The sequence below is a fragment of the Pseudomonas sp. D1-1 genome (genome assembly GCF_051132225.1).
In the GTDB taxonomy this organism is placed as follows: domain Bacteria; phylum Pseudomonadota; class Gammaproteobacteria; order Pseudomonadales; family Pseudomonadaceae; genus Aquipseudomonas.
This window is the reverse complement of the sequence record NZ_CP071676.1, coordinates 4,408,269-4,429,459: the sequence shown is the minus strand read 5'-3', so window position 1 is coordinate 4,429,459 and position 21,191 is coordinate 4,408,269. Positions and strand designations below refer to the sequence as shown.

Sequence of the window (21,191 nt, the reverse complement as noted above, 5' to 3'; positions counted from 1 at the left end):
CTCGTGCGGGCTGGCTCCGCAAATGGAATTGCTATGAACAAGCATCTGTACCGAATCGTTTTCAACAAGGCTCGCGGACTGTTGATGGTAGTGGCCGAGAACGTTACCAGCCAAGTCAAGGCGCCGGGGACTCGTTCTGGCCCGGCGGCTGGCGCAGCGGCTTGCACGGCGACACTCGGGGCGTTGCGCTTTGCCTTGATGGCAGCGATTGGCCTGGTGTCCTTCAGCGTGGCGCCAACCTGGGCCGGCACCATTGTCGCCGATCCAGGCGCGCCGGCCGGTCAGCGACCAGGAGTGATACAGAGCGCCAACGGCACGCCGCAGGTCAATATCCAGGCCCCCAGCGCCGGCGGTGTCTCGCGCAATACCTATAACCAGTTTGACGTCGATGGCCGGGGGGTAATCCTCAACAACGGCGCGGGCAATAGCCAGACGAAACTGGGCGGTTGGATCGAAGGCAACCCGATGTTGGGCAATGGCGGCGCGCGAGTCATCCTCAACGAAGTCAATTCCAGTAATCCCAGCCAGTTGCGCGGTTACGTCGAAGTCGCCGGCCAGCGCGCCGAAGTGGTGATCGCCAACCCGTCCGGTATCACCTGCAACGGTTGCGGTTTCATCAACGCGGATCGGGCCACCCTCAGCACCGGCCGGGCGCAACTGGAGAGCGGTCGCATCACGGGCTACACCGTGCAGGGCGGCGCCATCAACATTGAGGGCAAAGGCCTGGATGCCCGCGAGACCGACTACACGGACCTGATTGCCCGTTCGGTGCAGGTCAACGCCGGGGTGTGGGCCAACGACTTGAAGGTCACCGCCGGACGTAATCAGGTCAATGCCGACAACACCCAGGCCACGCCGCTGCCGGGCGCCGACGATGAGAAACCCACCGTTGCCGTCGATGTCGCCAAGCTCGGCGGCATGTATGCCGGGAAGATCATGCTGGTGGGTACGGAGGCCGGCGTAGGGGTGCGCAACGCCGGGCAGATCGGCGCCATGGCTGGCGAGGTGGTCATCAGCGCCGACGGCAAATTGCAAAACCAAGGTGCGATCAGCAGCGCAACGGCGACGCGAATCACTGCCGCCAGCGTTGATAACAGCGGCACGCTCTATGCCAAGGGCGACCTGGGGCTCGACAGCGCCAGTGACATCGACAACAGCGGCACCGTTGCCAGCCAGAACCACACGACGCTGACCGCCAAGACTATTCGCAGCACCACGGCCTCGAGCCTGGCGGCGGGCGTCGGGGCGGACGGCAAGCTGGGCAGCAGCGGCAACCTCGCGCTACGGGCCGCCACGGTCAAGGCGCAGGGCCAGAACCTTGCCGGCGGCGATGTCAGCGTCGAGGCGGCTGACCTGGACCTGAGCGGCAGCCAGACCCTGGGCCGCAACATCACCCTGACGGCCCGCACTGGCGATGCCAACCTCAGTGGCAGTCAAGTCGATGCGACCCAGGTGCTGAATGCCAAGGCGGCCAAGACCCTGCGCACCGATGCGGCCAAGGTCAACGCCGGCAACCTGCAAGTGAGCGCGCGTGATGTGTCCAATATCGGCGGTGAACTGGTGCAGACCGGCACCGCCGATACCTCGATCACCGCCGTCGCCACGCTCGACAACAGCGGTGGGCGGATTGCCTCCAACGGCAACAACCTGAAGCTTGGCGCCCATCGCCTCGACAACAGCAACAGCAAGGTCGAACACGCCGGCAAAGGCACCCTGGACATCCAGGCCACTCAGTTGGCCGGCAGCAAAGGCACCTTGGCGAGCAATGGCACGTTGAGCGTCAAGGCCCGCGAGGTGGTGGTCGATGATGGTCTGACCCAAGGCCAACAGATCACGCTCGACACCACGACCCTGTCCAACCAGCGTGGACGCATTCTCCAGACCGGCGCGCAAACGTTGCAGGTCACCGCCCGTGAACGTTTCGACAATCAGGCCGGGCAAGTCAGCAGTCCCGGCGCGGTGAACGTGAAGGTCGGCACGTTGAACAACCAGGGCGGTAAAGTCCTCGCTACCGATAACGGTACGTTGACCGTCACGGCCGACAAAGAGATCAATAACGGCGGCGGGACGCTGGCCGCCAGCGGTACGACAAAGGTCAGCGGCGAGGCGCTGGATAACGCCCAAGGCACCGTGAGTGCCGGCGGTGAGCTGTACGCGACGTTCGACCGCTTGAACAATATCGGCGGCACGCTGGCCGCGACCCAGCGCATGGAGATCATCGCCGGGCAGTTGAACAACACCAACGGCGTGCTGGGTTCGGTGAAGTCCGGACTGCTGGTCAGTGTCTCGGCCGATGAATTGAAGAACAGCGGCGGGCGTCTTGAAGCACTGGCTGATATCACCCTGTCGGCCCAGGGCCTGAATAACCAGGGCGGGGTAATCAGTGGCCGGGCCTTGGACCTGAACAGCCACGGCCTGCTGATGGACAACAGCCAGGGCACGTTGAATGCCGGTGCGACCCTCGACCTGCGCAGCGGCGAACTGCGCAACGCGGCGGGCCTGATCCAGGCCAAGGGCAAGCTGTTCATCGATACCGGCAGCCAGGCGCTGAACAACCTTCAGTCCGGCACCACCCAAGGCATCAGCGGCCAGGACGCGGTGGAAATCCACAGCGCCCATTTCAACAACAGCACCGGCTTCCTCGGCGCCAAGGGCGCGCTGGTGCTCAAGGCCACCGACCTCACCAACGGCAGCGGCGGCCAGATCATTGGCCAGAACAGCGTACAGGTCGAAGGCGCCCGGGTGGATAACCGCGGCGGCCAGTTGCAGGGCCTCGGCGATGTCCAGTTGGTGCTGGGCGAGACGCTCGACAACCAGGGCGGACTGGTTCGCAGTGCCGGAACCCTGGGCGTGACTGCCGATGTGCTCGACAACAGCGCCACCCAAGGTGCCAACCAGGGCCTCGAAGGCCGCGCCATGAGCCTGGCGCTCGACACCTTCGGCAACCAGGCCGGTGCCGTGCGCGCCGACCAAGGGTTGTCCATCGGCGTCAGCCAGGCGTTGGATAACCAGGGCGGCCTGGTTTCCGCGGGAGCCGGCCTGACCATCACCGATCGCGATCCGGCGCAACGTCGCCAGGCGGTGCACAACCTCGACGGAACCCTGCTCGCCGGTAGCCTGCTGTCCCTCAACGCGGCCTATTACGCGGGCACCGGTCGAGCCCTGAGCCTGGGCGACCTGACGTTCAGCCTGCAAAGTGGCCTGGACCTGAGTGGCCAGATCCAGGCCAATAACAAAGTTGACCTGAGCACCGATGGGGCTTTCAACAACAGCGGAAAACTGCTGGCGGGCAATCTCCTGCTGGTGCGTTCGCAGACGCTGGACAACGCCGCCACTGGCGAGATCAGCGCCGGCCAGGTTCGCCTGACCGTCAACAACAGCTTGACCAACCGTGGCCTGATCGACGGCCAGCAAGTGCGTGTGCAAGCGCTGTCGCTGAATAACCTGGGCACCGGGCGTCTGTACGGTGATCGATTGGCGATCGCCACCTCGGCGCTGGCCAACCGCGACGAGAACGGCGTCGCTGCGACCATCGCCGCCCGCGAGTCGCTGGATATTGGCACCGGCACGCTGGACAACCGCGAACAGGCGATGATCTTCAGTGCCGGAGACCTCGCCATCGGCGGTGCGCTGGGCGCCACTGACAGGGCCCAGGACCGGGCCCAACTGCTGACCAACGCCAGTGCGACCATTGAGGCCCTCGGCAACCTGTCGCTCGATGTGCAAAGCGTGCGCAACACCAACGAACACTTCAGTACCCAACAGGTGGAAGTCAGCCGCACCGCCTTGCAGGAATTCCAGCTCAGCGGTTCGCCGAACCGTTACCAGGGCAACCAGATTTCCGTTAGCCACGACGAGGTCAATTACCTCAACACGCCTGAGGGGAGCAAAGATAGCTGGAACCGCTACGACTACACCCGCGTGGTCCAGGAAACCCAGATCGCCACCTCGGCACCGGCGCAGATCCTCTCGGGCGGGACGATGCAGATCAATGCAGGGGATGTGCTCAACGACAAGAGCCGCATCATTGCCGGTGGGTTGTTGCAGGCCGACATTACCAGCCTGACCAACACTGAACTGACCGGCCAGCGCATCACCACCGACAGCGGCACCGCAACGAGCTTCTATCGCATCCAGCGCAAGGGCCGGGACCGTCAGGGAACAGCCATGACGGGCTACACGCCTGCGCCCTTGATCCAGGACATCACCTTGCAACCGACCGTGTTCGCCCAGAACGCCGCCGGCAATGGTACCGGCACCCAGATCAGCGCTCGCGCCACACAGGGCGTCGGCGAACAGATCGCCGCCACGGGCACGGTCAGCGCTCCGGTCGACAGGACCTTTCAAGTGGCACCCATCGTTCAGGTCGCGGCCCAGACCACCCTCAACAGCAAGGGCGTGGCCGAGCAGATCCGCAGCGGCGGGCCATCCCTGGCCTTGCCGGACAACAGCCTGTTCACCACAAATCCCCAGAACACCAGCAGCTACCTGATCGAAACCGATCCGCGTTTTGCCAGCTACCGCACCTGGCTGTCATCGGACTACATGCTGCAGCGCCTGCAAGTCGACCCGGCATTGACGCAACAACGTCTGGGCGACGGTTTCTACGAACAGAAATTGATCCGCGAACAGGTGGCGCAACTTACCGGCCGACGTTTCCTTGATGGTTACGCCAATGATGAAGCGCAGTATCGCGCCCTGATCGACAACGCCGTGACCGTCGCCAGTCAATGGCAGCTGGTGCCCGGCGTGGCCCTGACCTCCGCGCAAATGGCTCAGTTGACCAGCGACATTGTCTGGCTGGTGCAGAAGCAGGTGACCCTGGCCAACGGCGACACCCGCAATGTGCTGGTGCCACAAGTGTATGTACGGGTCCAGGAGGGCGACCTCAACGGCTCCGGCGCGTTGATAGCCGGGCAGCAGTTGAACCTGAACATCGCTGGCGACCTGATCAACAGTGGCAGCCTGGCCGGGCGCAGTGTCATGGCGATCACTGCGCAGAACATCGACAACCTCGGTGGGCGCATCCAGGCCGACAAGGCATCGCTCACCGCGCGGGAAAACCTCAACAACCTCGGCGGCCTGATCGGTGCCGTGGACAACCTGTCGATCAAGGCTGGGCAGGACGTCAACGTCGTCTCCAGCAGCCGGGACAGCAGCAGCGCCCAAGGCACCCGCACCAACCTGTCGCGGGTGGCCGGGCTGTTCGTCAGCGGCGCCCAGGGCACGATGGGCGTGAGTGCCGGCAACGACCTCAACCTCACCGGGGCCCAGGTGGTCAACGCCGGCAAGGGCGGCAGCACGTTGCTGGAGGCAGGCAAGAACATCAACCTGGCCACCGTCGGCGAAGCCCATGAGCAAGCGCTGGCCTGGAACAGCAGCAACTGGCGCAAGGACGCCAGCCAGACCGAAGTCGGCTCTCAGATCCAAGGGCAGGGCGACGTGCGCTTGAGCGCCGGCCAGGACCTCAACGCCCGCGCGGCCCAGGTCACCAGCGAGCAAGGCGCGGTGTTTGCCGAGGCCAAGCGCGACGTCAACCTGACCACCGGCCAGAACTACCAGTTCGCCGATGAAGCCCACAAGGTCAAGGGCAGCAACGGGATGTTCTCCAGCAAGACCACCACCACCCGCGACACCATCAGCCAGACCTCGCTCGAAGGCTCCACTCTGAGCGGCGAGCAGACCTATGTGCAGGCCGGTCGCGACATCAACCTCAAGGGCAGCAACGTGGTCTCGACGACCCAGACGATTCTGGTGGCGGACAACAACGTCAACATCGAGGCCGACACCGCCAGCAGCAGCGAACGCCACGACAAGTCCGTGAAGAAAAGCGGCCTGTTCAGCGGCGGCGGTATCGCCGTTACCATGGGGACCCAGCAACAAAGCGTCAAGGACCTCACCACCGAGCATACGGCCGTGGCCAGCACGGTCGGCTCGACCACCGGTGATGTGCTGATCGAAGCGGGCAAGGGCTATCGCCAAGTGGGCAGCCAGGTGTCGGCGCCACAAGGCAACATCGACGTCACGGCGCAGACCATCGACGTCGTCGAGGCGCGCAACACCCGCGAGCGCGAGCGTGAAACCCTGTTCAAGCAGACCGGGTTCACCCTCACCGTGACCAATCCGGTGATCAGCGCGATCCAGACGTCCCAGCAAATGAAACGGGCATCGGAGAAAACCGATGACGGGCGCATGAAAGCCCTGGCCGCCGCCACCGCCGTACTGGCGACCAACAATGCCGCCACCGCCGTGGCGATGGACCCGGGCGCGGCGGGCGGGATCAACATCAGCCTGTCCCTGGGCACCAAGAAGAACGAAAGCACCACCACCTACACCAGCGACAGCGCGGCCGGTTCGACCATGACCGCCGGCAACGACGTTCGCCTGCGTGCCACGGGCGCGGGTGCCGCCAGCAACATCACCGTACAAGGCAGCGATATCAAGGCCGGCCGCAACGCCAGCCTGCTGGCGGACGGTGACATCAACCTGCTCGCCGCGCGCAATATCGACAAACAGGAAACCGACAGCAAAGGCAGCAGCGCGAGCATTGGCATCGGCTTCTCCCTCGGTGCTCGCAACGGTTTCACCCTGGACCTTGGGGCGTCCGGCACTCGCGGCCAGGCGGACGGTGATGGCCTCACCCACACCAACACCCATGTCCAGGCGGGCAACCAGTTGCTGCTGTCCTCGGGCGGTGACACCAACCTCAAAGGCGCGGTGGCGAGCGGCAAGCGAGTGTTGGCCGATATCGGCGGCGACCTGAACATCGAAAGCCTGCAAGACACCAACACCTACGTGGTCGATGAGAAGAGCCTGGGCGTTGGCATCAGCCTGTGCATCCCGCCGTTCTGCTACGGCATGAGTTCGGTCAACGGCGTCAGCGGCAGCTTCGGTGCCACGGATATCGATTCCAACTACGCCAGCGTGACCGAGCAATCGGGCATCAAGGCCGGGGACGACGGCTTTGATATTCGCGTGGGGGGCAACACCGACCTGGTCGGCGCGGTCATCGCCAGCAGCGACAAGGCCGTGCAGGACGGCAAGAATCGCCTGGTCACCGCCAGCCTCACCAGCCGTGACATCAAGAACAGGGCCGAGTACGACGCCAGTACCGTCAGCGTCGGTGGCGGCTATCGCGAAGTCGGCAAGGACCAACAGGGCAACGCCACCAGCGGTGGCACGCAAACCCCGGGCACCGACCTGCCGAAGAATGACAACGACCTCAGCGCCACCATGCCGATCGCCATCAGTGCCAGCGACGACGCCAGCAGCGTCACCCGCAGCGGCATCAGTGGCGGGACCATCGTCATCAGCAACGACGCCGAGCAACAGAAACGCACCGGCCAGAATGGCGAGCAAACCGTCGCCAGCCTCAATCGCGATGTTTCCAGCGACCGCGACACCACCAACACCCTCAAGCCGATCTTCGACGAAGACGAAATCCGTGCCGGTTTCGAGATCGTCGGGGCGTTCTCCAACGAAGCCAGCACCTTGCTCGCCAACAAGGCCAAGGAAGTCGACTACAAGCGCAAACAGGCCGAGGAGGCGCAGAACAAGGCCCTGGACCCCAACGCCAAACTCACCGACAGCGAACGCCTGGCGTTGCTCGGCAGCGCTCAGCGCCTCAATGCCGAAGCCAGGGGCATCGCCGACAAGTGGGGCGCGGGCGGCACCTACCGGCAGATCACCACCGCCCTGGTCGGCGCGGCCAGCGGCAACATCAGCGGCGGCAACAGTGCGTTCGTCCAAGGGCTGGTGGTCAACTACCTGCAGCAGCAGGGCGCCGGCTACATTGGCGACCTGGTGGCGGACGGCAAACTCACCGAAGGCTCGCCGCTGCACGCCGCCCTGCACGGCATCGTCGCCTGCGCGGGCGCCGCCGCCAGCAGCCAGAGCTGTGGCAGCGGAGCCGCAGGCGCGGCGGCGTCGAGCCTGCTCACCGGCCTGTTCTCCGAAGCCAGCCCCGATGAAAGCGAAGCCCAGCGCGAAGCCAAGCGCAACCTGATCGTCAGCATTGTCACCGGGTTGGCCGCCACCAGTTCCTCGCTCGACCCGGCTACCGCCAATAGCGCGGCCGGTGCAGCGGTGGACAACAACTGGCTGGCGACCCAGCAGTTGGTTCAGGCGGAGAAGGAATACAGCGCGGCTGATGGCTTAGGCGCCAAAGCGCAAGTGATCGCCAAGTGGGCGTACATCCATCAGAAGCAAGACGTCCTGACCCGCTTCGGCTTGGGTAAGGGCTTGGTGCAGGCGGGTTGGAACGACGTCGAAGGGTTGGCGCAATTCCTCCTTAATCCGGTTGACGGGATCAACGGTATCAAAGCCCTGATCAACGATCCGGAGGTCCGCAAGCAGTTACAGGACGGCGTGTTCAATGAGCTCAATGCCAAACTGGACCGCGTTAAAGATGCCTTGGAAAACGGGGGTGATGATCGCGCCGTGCAATTGGGGCAGGACATTGGCGAACTCGTCTGGCAGGTCGGGAGCATCGCCACGGGCGTCGGTGGGGCGGCCAAGGGCGGGGTGGCGTTGGCGAAGGCCGGGATCAAGGTGGGGGCGGAAGGGCTTGAAAAGATGGCCGATATGGCTAGACTCGAAAAGCTCGCGAAAAATGTAGATCAGTTGCCAGAACGTATTCCTGTCGAGCCAGTAAGACCAAATACTTCCAATGCAGGAGCGGAGACTGGCGGGCAACATGTCGAAAGTCCGCTGGCGTTACCAGCACCTGCAAGGCACAGTGTTCCTGACGGCTATACAGTTGCCGAAAATGCGAACGGAACTGTCACCGTAACCGGGCCACGCGGTGGTATCTATAACTCAACAGGTCGGTATACAAATGACGGTAAGCCGATTTATCGAGATAATAACGGTGGCTTTGTATCGCTCGAAGGTGGACGTACACCTGTTTCCGCGCCGCCGGATTATTCCAGCGTTCCTGTACACCATATCTGCACTAATAAATGTAATGCCGGGGCAAACGGACAGATTGCCTGGTCTAAGCAGTTCCAAAAATTCTTTGATGGTTCCGATCTGGACATTAATAAGGCAACTGAGAATCTGGTCGCGGTTCCGGGTCATAGAGGTCCACACCCTCAAAGTTATCATCAATATGTTTATGGTAGCCTCGACGATGCTACGCGTGGGTTGGAACCCGGTACCGCGCAATATAAGAGTGCAGTGGTGAATACTTTAAATAGGATCAAGGTTGAAGCAGTCACGCCGGGAAGCTCGGTTAATCGATGGCTTACAGGAAGCTGAAATGAAATATTACTTGTTGCGAGAAGATGTACAGTTTCCTGAGCGTTGGTATTTGGGTGATATAAAGCACTGCAATAACTGGCTCTTTATCGATCCTCCTGCAGAATATATGGAGCCATGTACCTACGCTCTTGAGGTTCTTGAAGAGGGCGTGAGTCTGGATTTTTCCTTAGCTGGATATGCCTCCGTGCCGATCTTGAGTAAAAAAGCCAGGGATGCGTTGGCAGGAATTCCCGACGTTGATGAGCCTTATATGAATGTCGTGCTTGAGCCTGTGACGGTTGCAGGTAAGCAAACTCATGATCATTACTATGTAATGATCGTCGAGACTCAATTGGATTGCGTAGATGAATCACGTTCCACTTTTGAAAAATATGAGGTTGATGACCCCGTTCGACCTGATCGAGCTGGTGAGTACAGAGTTTTTCTCAATCTTATAATTGATCCTACCAAGGCTCAGAGAAAACATATTTTTCGTATCAAGAAACATTTGGGGGCATTGATAGTTAGCGAGGATGTAAAACTTAAACTGGAACGAGCAGGTCTTACAGGGATGCTATTCGAAGGTGTTAATGGCGAGGGCGAAGTTGTGTGTTAATTGGCGAGAGGAGAGGGTGAGCCAATGTTTCCTCTGGAGCGATAGTCTGGACTCAGAGCTAACAGGTCAGTCAGTATGGAAAAGTAGCAGATTTGTTTATTTGCTCGGTTGTAAATAAAGCTGCCCATTTGTTCTGCGATGTGCTTTGTAATGAAGTTGAAAATTGAATTTCCCAAAAATTTAGTTACGGTTGAGCTGCTCCGACAGGAACGGATTCCCTGTGTATGCAAGATAGCCAGCGAGTTTGAGGTTTATTTTGCTGAGACTATTCCTGAATCGTCTGGAGTGGTGTTGGAGTGGGATCGGAAAGAATTGGAGTTAAGAGCTGTTGCGGGGGCGGGGGGGCAGTACACGCATCATGCTTCTGGTTTGATCACCCTGAAGGACGTTGGGGGCGGGGTTTATGAAATAATCGATCTTGAGATGTTTTATAGGAGTTTTGGTTGGTGCGCTATCTTGAAGAATGGTGAATGTGCACCACCTGGGGAATTCTGGGACGAAGAGTGATGGTTGCGCGGATTTATTGCAGCGTTCACTAAAGAACGACGGGAGCTAGACGTGAAGTCTTTGTTGTTGGACTGGTGTGCCTTCTGTGAAGGCCGGGCAGTCTTCGATAAAACTCGCTTTTTGGGATTGTTGAAGAGGGAAAAGGGGACGGATTGATTTGTTGGGATAAGGGGCGGGTTTATTTAATTGTTAGGCTCTAGGTTTTCAAATAAATCTGTCCCCTTTTCTTTATTTTCTTCAAATTCGGCTCGTCCAAGTTGAAACCAACTAAAGACGGTTTGCAGATGAGTGATGATTGGTTGCAGGGAACCAACACCAACTACGACCGCATTCTGGCGTCGGTCGGGGGCAACCAAAAAGCGGCTGATAGCATCAATAAAGCGATGGCGGCTGGTCGTGTCGAGAAGTGGTTGGTACACACAGATCCATTCGGAAACGTTACCGTAGGTGTTCTGGAAAAAGGCGGGAAGTTCGTGGCTGATCCTGTTGCAACATCCAAGTTACTAGGGGGGATTAAATGATTCGGGCACCGCTGGGAGACTCCCGCTATTGGTCGGAATGGGTTGAGTATGGTGATGAGAGTATCGTCGACGCGCTGGAGACCGCCGCCAAACCTGCTGGCGATCCCGATTATGCGCCGCAGTACGTTTTCATCATTGCGCAGAAACACTGGCACCAGATGCTGCGCCGGTATTCCGCTGGAGATCCGATAGCGGACCTTTCGCGATACTTCCCCGGGCTGCTCGATGCTTGGGAAGAGGCCGAGCACCTTGGCGCGACGGTCTGGACCCAGGAGCAGCAATTCACTCGCCATAGCTGGCGCGTCAACTACGACCATTACATCACCTGCTTCTGGCTGGTAGGGTTGGGATTGGCGCTGGATATTCCAGATGACCAGTGGAAGCGGTTGTTGACGTTGATCGGTAACGAAGGCGAGGACGTGCTACTCGACCGAATAATCGCGAGTCGCAGCCCTGAACGCAAAACAGGTTCTGTGCTTCTTTATCCGAAACCCTACGCTCGGTTGCTGACGGCGATAGACGCTCCGGCGGATTCGCAAGCCTCCCTGTTGAGTGCGTTCGTCAAGCATTGGTACGTGGAGGTGCGTACCGGTGCCAAGTCTGGCTCTGATCTTCAGGCCGTCAGTTATAGACACCCCTATTGGTACACCTATGGCGATGAAAATTTCGAGGGCGGCGCCTATTTCGGTCGTTGGTGCGTTGAGGCCGTGGCGGCGGTCAAGGCTTTCGATATCGACGACTCACAGTGCTTGGGGCTTGAGCATTACCCGGGGGACTTATTGAGACCCAATGGGCCGAGTACGCATCCGGCGAGGCTGGAAGTTGACCCGCCTGCTACGGTGGTTGTGGAGAATAAGGGAGGGTTTTGGGCGAGGTTGTTGGGCCGTCGTGAATGAGCAGTTTTGCGCAGATGGTGGGCCTGACATCGTCCTTTGTGGCAAGGGAGCTTGCTCCCGCTCGGTTGCGCAGCAGCCGCCAAAAAAAATAGGTCCGCTGCGCGGCCCAGCGGGAGCAAGCTCCCTCGCCACGGGGGGCAGCCGGTTCCCTGCACTCGGTTTCTCCCACACCTTCTCCTTAACGGAACGCCACCTCCTGCCGATAACCCGATGAGCCCGTTTCTCTCCAACGTTTCGGCTCGCAATGTACGTCATGACACAGCCAGGCCAAGCGGGTGCTGAAATCCCTTGAACGTTGCTGGCTGGTGGCTATCATCTGCGCGCCTCGGGGTTGTGACACGGCGTTTCGTTGTTATGCCATTGGGTTATTTTCTTACTTGCCTGGACATCCTCGATGCTCGCGTACCACCAAAAAAGTTTTCTGATCGTCGATGATTTCTCGGATTTCCGCAGTTCCGTCCGGTCCATGTTGCGGGAGCTGGGCGTCAAGGACGTGGATACCGCCGATACCGGTGAAGTGGCCCTGCGCATGTGCTCGCAGAAGCGCTACGACTTTATCCTGCAGGATTATCACCTGGGCGACGGGCGCAAGAATGGCCAGCAGGTGCTGGAAGACCTGATGGTCGAGAAGCTGATCAGCCATGAAAGCGTGTTCCTCATGGTGACCGCCGAGACCAGCCAGGCGATGGTGCTCAGTGCCCTGGAACATGAGCCGGATGCGTACCTGACCAAGCCATTCAATCGCTCCGGCCTGGCCCAGCGGTTGGAGCGGCTCGAGCAGCGCAAGACCTTGCTCAAGCCGATCCTGCAAGCCCTTGACCGTGGCAAGCCGATGGAGGTGCTCAATGCCTGTATCGCCCTTTGCAAGCAGGACCCTCGCTACGGGCCGCTGTGCCTGCGTTATCGCGCCGATGCGTTACGCGACCTGAATCAGAACGAGGCCCTTGAGCGGTTGTACAACTCCATCATCGCGGATCGTCCGTTGCCTTGGGCGTACGCGGGGCTGGGGAAGCTGCTGTTCAAGCGCGGGCAGGTGGGCGAGGCCAAGGCTGTCTATGAAAAAGCCTTGAAGGCTTTTCCGATGATGCCCGCCCTGTACGACGGCATGGCCGATGTGCTGGTGGCCGAAGGTGATACGAAGCAGGCGCAAAACGTGCTGGAAGAGGCGGTGCGCCTGTCGCCCCTGGCGGTGCGCCGGCAAGCGCTGCTGGGCAAGCTGGCAATGACCAACGAAGATTACGACACCGCGTCGAGAGCCTACCGCCAGGCGGTGGGGCAGGGCGCGCAGTCGCGCTTCAAGGACCCGGAAACCAACCTCGGCCTGGCCCATGCGCTGATCAGCAAGGGCAGCGAAAAAGGCCTGGATACCCGCACTCGCCTGGAAATCAACACGACGCTCAGCGCCGTGGCCAAGGAAAACCCCAGCGATCCGGGGCTGCAAGTCCGGGCGCGGCTGATGAAGGCCACGAGCCTGCTGCTCAACGATGCCGAAACCGCCGAGAAGCTCACCGAGCAGGCGTTGCAGCGCCTCGACGGCATGGAGCAATTCATGAGCGCCGAAGCCGCCTTGCTGGTGGCCAAGCAGTTGCAGATGCTTGGACAGACCAGCGCCGGCGAGTCGATGCTGAAGAACTGCGCGGAAATCTACGGCGATGACCCGACGGTGATGCAAGGCATCGCCAAGCTCACCGATGACCCCAACATTCTCAATCAGGGCAACGCCGCCGCCGAGCTGAACCGTGAGGGTGTGCGCGTCTACAAGACCGGCGCCTTGCCCGAGGCGCGAGAGCTGTTCCGGCGCGCCCTGAAGCTGCAACCAAAAAACATCAGTATTGCCCTGAACATGGCGCAATCCCTGCTGCACGGCACCGATACCAGCGTCGAATCGGAGCTGCTCCAGGAATGTCGCGCCTGCCTGAAACTGGTGGGCATGATGCCCGATACCGATGCGCGTTTTGCGCGCTATCAGAAACTGCGAAGCAAGGCATTTGGCGATGAATGACAGCGAACAGGCTCTCGATTTTTCCACGGTGATTGCATCTACCGTGCACGATATGAAGAACTCCCTGACCTTGCTCATGCAGGCTCATACGCAATGGCTCGAGCGTTTGCCGGAGTCCGAGCGACAGACTTCGGAGCAGGGCGTGATGGACTTCGAGTTCGCCCACCTCAACGGCCTGCTGGTGCAACTGCTGGGGCTGTACAAGCTGGGGGTCAACCAGTTGCCGTTGCATCCGGCCTATCATGAGTTGGATGACTTCATCGAAGCGCAGCTGGCCGGCCATCAGGACGTGTTCCGCAGCCGCGGAATCATGGCCACCTACGAAGTCGACCCGCTGAGTCCGCTGGGCTTTTTTGATCGTGAGTTGATTGCCTCGGTGCTCGACAACATGATCAACAACGCGATTCGCCATGCTCGGCAGACGCTCTTGATCAGCGTGAGCGACGAGGCCGGGCAACTGGTATTGACCATCAATGACGACGGCGAAGGCTATCCAGCTGCGATGATCGAGCGTCAGGCCGAGTATGTGCAGGGCATCAACCACAGCTCCGGCAGCACCGGCCTGGGCCTGTATTTCGCCGCGAGGATCGCCGGTCTGCATCAGCGGGGTGGCTTGAGCGGGCGTACCGAGATTGCCAATGGCGGCGTGCTGGGCGGCGGGGTGTTCAGGCTTTACCTGCCCTGAACAAAACCTCTCGCAACACTTCCCTCACCTGTGGGAGCGAGCCCGCTCGCGAAGGCGTCCGCCCATTCGATACTGAATTGGCTGATCCACCGCCTTCGCGAGCAGGCTCGCTCCCACAGTTGTTTCAGTAGTAGCTGTTTATTTTTGTAGCTGCTTGATATTCCGAACAGCTGGAGCCTATTTTGTACGGGTTGCCGTTCGCGGCTCGCACATAACAAGGATTGCGTCATGACGACCGATGGCCAGCGTTCACTCGCACAGCGACTGACGGGCATTGATGAGATTGAATGTGTCACGCCGGATTTGAATGGCGTGCCGCGAGGCAAGGTGATGACCGCCGAGGGCTTCCTCGAAGGCCGGCGGTTGCAGATGGCGCGGGGCGTGCTGCTGCAATGCATCATGGGCGGTTACCCGCCGTCGCGTTTTTATGGCAGCGATGATGGCGACCTGGCGCTGGTGGCCGATCCGAAACAGATCCATCGCTTGCCATGGAGTCATCCGCCCCGTGCCCTGGCGATTTGCGACGCCGACGAGCTCAGCGGGGAGAGCTCGCCGCTGTCGACCCGTGGTCAGCTCAAGGCTGTGATAGCGCGCTATGCGGCGCTTGGGCTGGCGCCGGTCGTCGCGACGGAACTGGAGTTTTTTGTCTTCGCAGCCAATCCGGATCCGACCCAGCCGTTCCGACCGCCGGTGGGCCTGGACGGACGCCGCGAAGACGGCCAGTCGGCGTTCAGCGTCAGCTCCAACAATGGCTTGCGCCCGTTCTTCACTGAAGTCTACGAATGCATGGCGGCGTCGGGTTTGCCGCGCGATACGTTCATGCATGAAATGGGCGTGAGCCAGTTCGAAATCAATCTGCTGCATGGCGATCCTCTGTTGCTGGCCGACCAGACGTTCCTGTTCAAGCACTTGCTCAAGGAAGTGGCGCTCAAGCACGGCCTGACGGTGGTCTGCATGGCCAAGCCCCTGGCGCAGACGCCAGGCAGTTCGATGCACATTCATCAGAGCGTCGTCGAGCTGGACAGTGGTCGGAATGTATTCAGCGACGAGGCGGGCGAGCCGACGGCTGTTTTCCGTCACTTCATCGGTGGGCAGCAGGCCGGCATGGCGGATTTCACCGCACTGTTCGCGCCGAACGTGAATTCCTACCACCGCTTGTGCCACCCGTTTGCTTCGCCAAACAACGCCTGTTGGTCCCATGACAATCGTTCGGCCGGGTTGCGCATTCCGGCCAGTTCGCCGGCGGCCCGACGGGTCGAGAACCGCTTGCCGGGGGCTGACGCCAACCCGTACCTGGCGATCGCGGCGAGCCTGGCGGCCGGGCTGTATGGCATCGAAAACCGGCTGGAGCCAAGCGCCGCAATCCAGGGCGAATTCGAAGTGCCGGAGAATCTCTCCCTGCCATGTACCTTGCATGCGGCCCTTGAGCGTCTCAAGCGTAGCCACTTGGCGAAGGAACTGTTCGGCAGCGAGTTCATCGAAGGTTACATCGCGTCGAAGAGCCTGGAACTGACCAGTTTCTTTGACGAGATCACGCCTTGGGAGCGGCGCGTCCTGGCGGCCCAGGCATAACCAACCGTCGCATTCGGGCTATCTTCAGAAGATAGCCCTCACTCACCTCAAGGAGCCGCTCGGAACGCCGATGCGCCAAATCTGGAAACCTTTTCGAGCGCTTTATTTCGCCTCGCTGATGATGCTCATCGGCTCGGGCCTCCTGAGTACGTACCTGGCCTTGCGTCTGGCTGCCGACAACGTCGACAGCCTGTGGGTCGGTGCGTTGATGGCCGCCAACTATTTCGGCCTGGTGCTGGGCGGCAAGATCGGCCATCGGCTGATCGCCCGGGTCGGGCATATTCGCGCCTATTCGGCGTGCGCCGGGATCGTCGGCGCGGCGGTATTGGGTCACGGCCTGGTGAACTGGCTGCCGGCCTGGATCGTGCTGCGGATGATTGTCGGCCTCGGCATGATGTGCCAGTACATGGTTATCGAGAGCTGGCTCAACGAGCAGGCCGAGGCCAAGCAGCGCGGGGTGGTGTTCAGCGGCTACATGATTGCCTCGTACCTGGGGCTGGTGCTGGGCCAGCTGATTCTGGTCATGCACCCGGCCCTGGGCCTGGAGCTGCTGATGCTGGTGGCGTTGTGTTTCGCCCTGTGCCTGGTGCCCGTGGCGCTGACCCGGCGGATTCACCCGGCGCCGCTGCATCCGGCACCGATGGAGCCGCGTTTCTTTATCAAACGCGTGCCGCAATCGTTGACCACGGTGCTTGGCTCGGGGCTGATCGTCGGCTCCTTCTACGGCCTGGCGCCGCTGTACGCTTCCCAGCAGGGGCTTACTACCGAGCAGGTCGGTCTGTTCATGGGTAGCTGCATCTTTGCCGGCCTGCTGGTGCAGTGGCCGCTGGGTTGGCTGTCGGATCGTTATGATCGTGCGCTGCTGATCCGCTGCTTCGCGCTGATCCTGGTGGTGTGCGCGTTACCACTGGCGATCCTGTCGAAGGTGCCGGTGGAGGTCCTGTTCATCGCGGGATTCTGCTGTTCGCTGGTGCAGTTCTGTTTGTATCCGTTGGCGGTGGCGTTTTCCAACGACCACGTCGAAGGCGATCGCCGAGTGTCGCTTACGGCCATGTTGCTGGTGACTTACGGCGTGGGAGCCAGTATCGGTCCGTTGGCGGCCGGGGTGCTGATGAAGCTGTTCGGTAGCCAGATGTTGTACGGATTTTTCGCCTTGTTCGCCTTGGTGCTGGTGTGGCGGATCCGGCCGAAAGCGGTCACCAACCTGCATCAGGTCGATGATGCGCCGCTGCACCACGTGGCCATGCCGGACAACATGACCAGCTCACCCTTGGTGGCGTGCCTCGACCCTCGGGTAGACGAGCAGGTCGTCCAGGATCAGATGCAGACCTCGCCCAACCCCGACGTGGAGCCTGAGCCTGAGCCGGAATTGGAGCCGGTCACCGAAGGCGCGGAAGACGAACCGCCACCTTCGGATTTCACCCGGGCCAGGCCTTGAAGCGGCGATAAAAAAACGGGCAACCCTTGCAAGGGATTGCCCGTTTTTTATCGCCCGCGAAAAATCAGAAATCGTCTTTGTCGAACCGCCGGGCTTCACGCTGCAATTGATACACGAAGCGTTCGACCTGGCGCTGCACCAGGCCGCTGATGTTGTGAAAGCGCACGCCGGCGAAGGTGGTATTGATCCGCTCTTCAAAATGCAGGTAGCGCAGTTCGACCGGCGCGGTCATGTTGCCGAAGGGCAGGGCGGCGACAAAACGTTCGTAGACCTGGCCCAGTTGCAGGCGTGCGGTAATGTCGCCATCGAAGCGCAGCTTGCAGCCGGTTGCGGAGATATCCAGCAGTTTGCCGTTCACCGGTGACTTGAACTTGTCGCCACCCAGTTCAACATTCACCAGTTGCGCCAGTTTCAGTGCGGCCCGGAAGGCGTTGCGGCGCTGGTGGTAAACCACTTCTTCAGGCAGGGCGCCGCGGTAGCAGCGGCCGTCCTTCGAGTCCTGGATAGTCAGCGGCCCGTTGCCTTCCCACGCAATGCGCACGCCGTCATGAAAACCCTCGACCCGAAACGGCTCGCCGGCCAGCAGGAAACGCTCGCCGTCCCGTGGGATCATTTCGTCCAGGGCGATGGTGTTGGTGTCGCGATCGACATCCACCAGGTAGCTCTGGAAACGCTGGGTGCGCTCATGAAAGGTAATGATCAGGGGGTCGTGGCTCTCTTGCAGCATCCGCAGGTTGCCGGAGATTTCCAAGGGGGTGGTGAGGACCATGGGCGGCTGCGGAGCATCATCCGCGTTTGTGGCATTGAACACGGTGGGTCAATCTCCAGGCAAAATACGACTACAAAGAGCCAGCATTTTGCCAGCATGTATCGCGCGTTGATAGTGCGCAGGCATCGTTCGTTTCACGCCTGGCTGAGCGGACGGTGCTTGACCATTTTTGCGGTCGAACCGCGAGCGTCGTAGAGCGTCGGGATTTCGCCGCCATTGAGGATCCGCAACTGGTTGGCGGTAGCGACTTGCTGCATCTGGATGGATTGACCGTTGCGGGCGTTGGCGGCCTGACACTGGCTGAGCAGGTCATTGAGCACCGCGCTTTGCGACAACAGCTGATCGCCAACCGACGACTGGCTGGCCAGTTGCGCGAGGCCGTTGTTGTCAGCGGGCAGGTTGAGGCTGGCGAGAATCTCGCTGCGCTTGCGGCCATGCTGATCGAGCAAAATGATCAATGCCTGTTTCTGCGCCAGAAGATTTTCCAGCAGAGGCATATCCCGCCCGTGCAATGCCAGGGCTTCGGTCTGCAACAGCTCCAGCAATTGTTGCGCCGGGGCAAAGTCGTCGATGATCAATTGCAACAAATTAGTATCGTGCATGGCTGGCCTTGGGTCTTAAGCGTCCAAAAGCCTGGCGCTGGCATCAGCCTAGCGCTGGGCTTCGAAGTTGAGCAGTTTGCTGGCTACACGGTTGCTGTCGACTTTATAGCTGCCATCGGCGATTGCTGCTTTCAACTGCGCCACGCGGGCGTCGTCGACGACAGGTTGATCGCGCAGCTTGTCAGTGACCTTCTGCAACTGCTGAGCCTCATTGCTGAGGTGTACCGACTCCCCGTTGTTGACAGTGACGGCCTTGTCAGCCGGCTTGGACTTGTCGGTTTCGACGGTTTCCTTGCTGGCGCCAGTGCGCGTTGTGCCTGTCAGCGGCGAGGAGCTGTTTAAACGATTGAAATCGATGACCATGGTAAAAAACCTCTGGGTATTTGGACGCTTGCCATGTTTTCGGCCATTCCCAAAATAACTTTAGGCTCATTTATCAAATGAACGTGCGCACGTCTGCGCTTGCCTTTGCGTAAGGCACAGTCTAGGGAACACCGAGGTCAAGCGCCAGCCTGTCTACCCCGTTACATGGCCACTTCCACGTGGCCGGGCGCTATCACCTGCGCCTTGATCACCCGTTTCGAATTGAGGTTCTTCACCCGAATCTGCTCGCGTACGCCGCCATTGGCCAGCGCCTCGCCGGGCATCCGCACGGCCAGGGTGCCGCTGCGGGCGGTAATGACGACCTGGTCGCCCTTGCGGATCACTTCGGCCTGTTCCAGGTGCACGAGGGTAACGACCTGATCGGCGACCATTGGTCGGACAAGTTTCTGCCCGATGGCCTGATCGGCGGACGTCAGGAAACCCTGGCTGATCTGGCTGATGTCGCGTTCACGCAGCACCACGTCCTGCGGCTCAACAATCCCGGCGCGCTTGAGCGGACGGGTGGTCGTGACAATCTCGCGGAACAGCCGCACTTGAGCGGGCACAAAAACCGTCCAGGGCGCGGCGCTGTCGCAACGTACCTTCACCGTGACCCGGCCCAGGGGCCTTGCCGGGCTTTCCAGCGAGGCAGTCAATTCCTTGTCGCACATCGGCATGCGCAGGCGCGGATCGAGCTGGTTGACTTCAATCTCGTAGCGACCTTCGGTTTGACTGGTTGCCAGATAGTCTTCTACGGTGAATTCAAGAAAGCCCTGCGTGACGCCGATAAGGAGATCAGGCAAGGTAACCGGCACATCAGCGACGGCGCGTCCGCCGACCGCAAACAGGCAGACGGCAAACAGTGCACCGAGCCAGTGGCGGCAGTGAGTGGTCAGGCGTCGAGAAAATGTCGTTTGTGCGTTCATGCCGGTTCAATAGCAAGCCCCGTGCCGTTTAGTGATGAATGCGCGTCGGACACATTAGCGTTAGGTAGGAGTCAGGGCATGGCGGGAGTGATGGATTCGGTAAACCAGCGCACACAGCTGGTCGGTCAGAATCGCCTGGAGCTGTTGTTGTTCCGTCTCGATGGCCAACAACTGTATGGGATCAACGTGTTCAAGGTTCGCGAAGTGCTGCAATGCCCTAAGCTGACCCTGATGCCGAAGTCCAGTCCCGTCGTGTGCGGTGTGGCGAATATCCGGGGGGCGACCATCCCGATTCTCGACCTGGCAATGGCGACCGGTTCCGGTCGGCTGCTGGATCAGAGCAATCCGTTTGTGATCATCACCGAGTACAACACCAAGACCCAAGGGTTCCTGGTGCGGTCGGTGGAGCGCATCGTCAACATGAACTGGGAAGAGATCCATCCGCCGCCCAAGGGCACCGGCCGCGATCACTACCTGACGGCGGTGACCCGGGTCGACAACCAGTTGGTGGAAATCATCGACGTGGAGAAGATCCTCGCCGAAGTGGCGCCGACCCCGGAGACGATTTCCGTCGGCGTGGTGGATGCCGAGACCCAGCACAAGGCGATTTCGCTGCGAGTCCTGACCGTCGACGATTCTTCAGTGGCACGCAAGCAGGTCACGCGGTGTCTACAAACGGTCGGCGTCGAAGTGGTCGCCCTCAACGACGGACGGCAAGCGCTGGATTACCTGCGTCAGATGGTCGATGAGGGCAAGAAGCCGGAAGAAGAGTTCCTGATGATGATTTCCGACATCGAGATGCCGGAGATGGATGGCTACACGCTGACGTCGGAGATTCGCAGCGACCCGCGCATGCAGAAGCTGCACATCATCTTGCATACTTCGTTGTCCGGGGTTTTCAACCAGGCGATGGTCAAGAAAGTCGGCGCCGATGATTTTCTGGCCAAGTTCCGGCCCGATGACCTGGCGTCGCGGGTGGTCGAGCGAATCAAGGCAGCAGAATAAAGGTCGGGCGCGTTGTGCGCCCGGCAAGTCAACACAGTGAAAAGAGGCG

14 protein-coding genes are annotated in these 21,191 nt (G+C 60.5%); 10 read left to right on the top strand and 4 right to left on the bottom strand.

Annotation, left to right across the window (positions count from 1 at the left end; all coding sequences use genetic code 11):
• Nucleotides 1-33: 33 nt before the first annotated feature.
• The 9 genes from J3P86_RS19765 (at nt 34) to J3P86_RS19725 (ending at nt 17,477) form a co-directional block, all read left to right on the top strand.
• Nucleotides 34-9,258: a hemagglutinin repeat-containing protein gene (locus J3P86_RS19765; RefSeq protein WP_434698681.1), complete on the top strand. Its 9,225-nt coding sequence runs from the start codon at nt 34-36 to the stop codon at nt 9,256-9,258.
• 1 nt (nt 9,259) lies between these two features.
• The gene (locus J3P86_RS19760; RefSeq protein WP_434698680.1) at nt 9,260-9,856 is read left to right on the top strand and encodes an imm11 family protein; all 597 of its coding nucleotides are present in this window, start codon (nt 9,260-9,262) and stop codon (nt 9,854-9,856) included.
• A gap of 150 nt (nt 9,857-10,006) precedes the next feature.
• Nucleotides 10,007-10,363, top strand: coding sequence for a hypothetical protein (locus tag J3P86_RS19755; protein ID WP_434628978.1), 357 nt, complete (start codon nt 10,007-10,009; stop codon nt 10,361-10,363).
• Between the two features lie 284 nt (nt 10,364-10,647).
• Nucleotides 10,648-10,884, top strand: a complete 237-nt coding sequence (locus J3P86_RS19750) for a hypothetical protein (protein ID WP_434628980.1) — start codon at nt 10,648-10,650, stop codon at nt 10,882-10,884.
• The gene (locus J3P86_RS19745) at nt 10,881-11,780 is read left to right on the top strand and encodes a PoNe immunity protein domain-containing protein (RefSeq protein WP_434698679.1); all 900 of its coding nucleotides are present in this window, start codon (nt 10,881-10,883) and stop codon (nt 11,778-11,780) included. Before J3P86_RS19750 ends, J3P86_RS19745 begins: the two co-directional genes overlap by 4 nt.
• Nucleotides 11,781-12,174: 394 nt before the next feature.
• Nucleotides 12,175-13,782, top strand: a complete 1,608-nt coding sequence (locus J3P86_RS19740) for a response regulator (RefSeq protein WP_434656293.1) — start codon at nt 12,175-12,177, stop codon at nt 13,780-13,782.
• Complete coding sequence (locus J3P86_RS19735; protein WP_434697060.1) at nt 13,775-14,467, top strand: sensor histidine kinase; 693 nt, start codon at nt 13,775-13,777, stop codon at nt 14,465-14,467. Before J3P86_RS19740 ends, J3P86_RS19735 begins: the two co-directional genes overlap by 8 nt.
• Before the next feature lie 330 nt (nt 14,468-14,797).
• Nucleotides 14,798-16,039 (top strand): glutamine synthetase family protein, encoded by a 1,242-nt coding sequence (locus J3P86_RS19730; RefSeq protein ID WP_434700665.1) that lies wholly within the window; start codon nt 14,798-14,800, stop codon nt 16,037-16,039.
• A gap of 70 nt (nt 16,040-16,109) precedes the next feature.
• Nucleotides 16,110-17,477 carry an MFS transporter gene (locus tag J3P86_RS19725; RefSeq protein ID WP_434697061.1) on the top strand — a complete coding sequence of 456 codons (1,368 nt, stop codon included), beginning with the start codon at nt 16,110-16,112 and terminating at the stop codon, nt 17,475-17,477.
• Nucleotides 17,478-17,541: 64 nt separating this feature from the next.
• Here J3P86_RS19725 and J3P86_RS19720 read toward each other — a convergent pair whose 3' ends face one another.
• The 4 genes from J3P86_RS19720 to flgA form a co-directional block, all read right to left on the bottom strand.
• Nucleotides 17,542-18,288 carry a flagellar brake protein gene (locus tag J3P86_RS19720; protein WP_434698677.1) on the bottom strand — a complete coding sequence of 249 codons (747 nt, stop codon included), beginning with the start codon at nt 18,286-18,288 and terminating at the stop codon, nt 17,542-17,544.
• 92 nt (nt 18,289-18,380) lie between these two features.
• Entirely contained in the window at nt 18,381-18,848 is a 468-nt protein-coding gene (locus tag J3P86_RS19715; protein ID WP_434572372.1) for a flagella synthesis protein FlgN, read from the bottom strand.
• A 48-nt stretch (nt 18,849-18,896) separates the two neighbouring features.
• The gene (gene flgM / locus J3P86_RS19710) at nt 18,897-19,211 is read right to left on the bottom strand and encodes a flagellar biosynthesis anti-sigma factor FlgM (protein ID WP_434628992.1); all 315 of its coding nucleotides are present in this window, start codon (nt 19,209-19,211) and stop codon (nt 18,897-18,899) included.
• 161 nt (nt 19,212-19,372) lie between these two features.
• Nucleotides 19,373-20,137, bottom strand: coding sequence for a flagellar basal body P-ring formation chaperone FlgA (gene flgA / locus J3P86_RS19705; protein ID WP_434698675.1), 765 nt, complete (start codon nt 20,135-20,137; stop codon nt 19,373-19,375).
• A 78-nt stretch (nt 20,138-20,215) separates the two neighbouring features.
• Here flgA and J3P86_RS19700 point away from each other — a divergent pair, with 78 nt between their 5' ends.
• Nucleotides 20,216-21,142, top strand: a complete 927-nt coding sequence (locus J3P86_RS19700; RefSeq protein WP_305499370.1) for a chemotaxis protein CheV — start codon at nt 20,216-20,218, stop codon at nt 21,140-21,142.
• The last annotated feature ends 49 nt before the right edge of the window (nt 21,143-21,191 follow it).

Coding starts and splice junctions, on each gene's coding strand:
- J3P86_RS19765 (WP_434698681.1), top strand. CDS start 34: ATGAACAAGCATCTGTACCGAATCGTTTTCAACAAGGCTCGCGGACTG.
- J3P86_RS19760 (WP_434698680.1), top strand. CDS start 9,260: ATGAAATATTACTTGTTGCGAGAAGATGTACAGTTTCCTGAGCGTTGG.
- J3P86_RS19755 (WP_434628978.1), top strand. CDS start 10,007: ATGAAGTTGAAAATTGAATTTCCCAAAAATTTAGTTACGGTTGAGCTG.
- J3P86_RS19750 (WP_434628980.1), top strand. CDS start 10,648: ATGAGTGATGATTGGTTGCAGGGAACCAACACCAACTACGACCGCATT.
- J3P86_RS19745 (WP_434698679.1), top strand. CDS start 10,881: ATGATTCGGGCACCGCTGGGAGACTCCCGCTATTGGTCGGAATGGGTT.
- J3P86_RS19740 (WP_434656293.1), top strand. CDS start 12,175: ATGCTCGCGTACCACCAAAAAAGTTTTCTGATCGTCGATGATTTCTCG.
- J3P86_RS19735 (WP_434697060.1), top strand. CDS start 13,775: ATGAATGACAGCGAACAGGCTCTCGATTTTTCCACGGTGATTGCATCT.
- J3P86_RS19730 (WP_434700665.1), top strand. CDS start 14,798: ATGACCGCCGAGGGCTTCCTCGAAGGCCGGCGGTTGCAGATGGCGCGG.
- J3P86_RS19725 (WP_434697061.1), top strand. CDS start 16,110: ATGCGCCAAATCTGGAAACCTTTTCGAGCGCTTTATTTCGCCTCGCTG.
- J3P86_RS19715 (WP_434572372.1), bottom strand. CDS start 18,848: ATGCACGATACTAATTTGTTGCAATTGATCATCGACGACTTTGCCCCG.
- flgM (WP_434628992.1), bottom strand. CDS start 19,211: ATGGTCATCGATTTCAATCGTTTAAACAGCTCCTCGCCGCTGACAGGC.
- flgA (WP_434698675.1), bottom strand. CDS start 20,137: ATGAACGCACAAACGACATTTTCTCGACGCCTGACCACTCACTGCCGC.
- J3P86_RS19700 (WP_305499370.1), top strand. CDS start 20,216: ATGGCGGGAGTGATGGATTCGGTAAACCAGCGCACACAGCTGGTCGGT.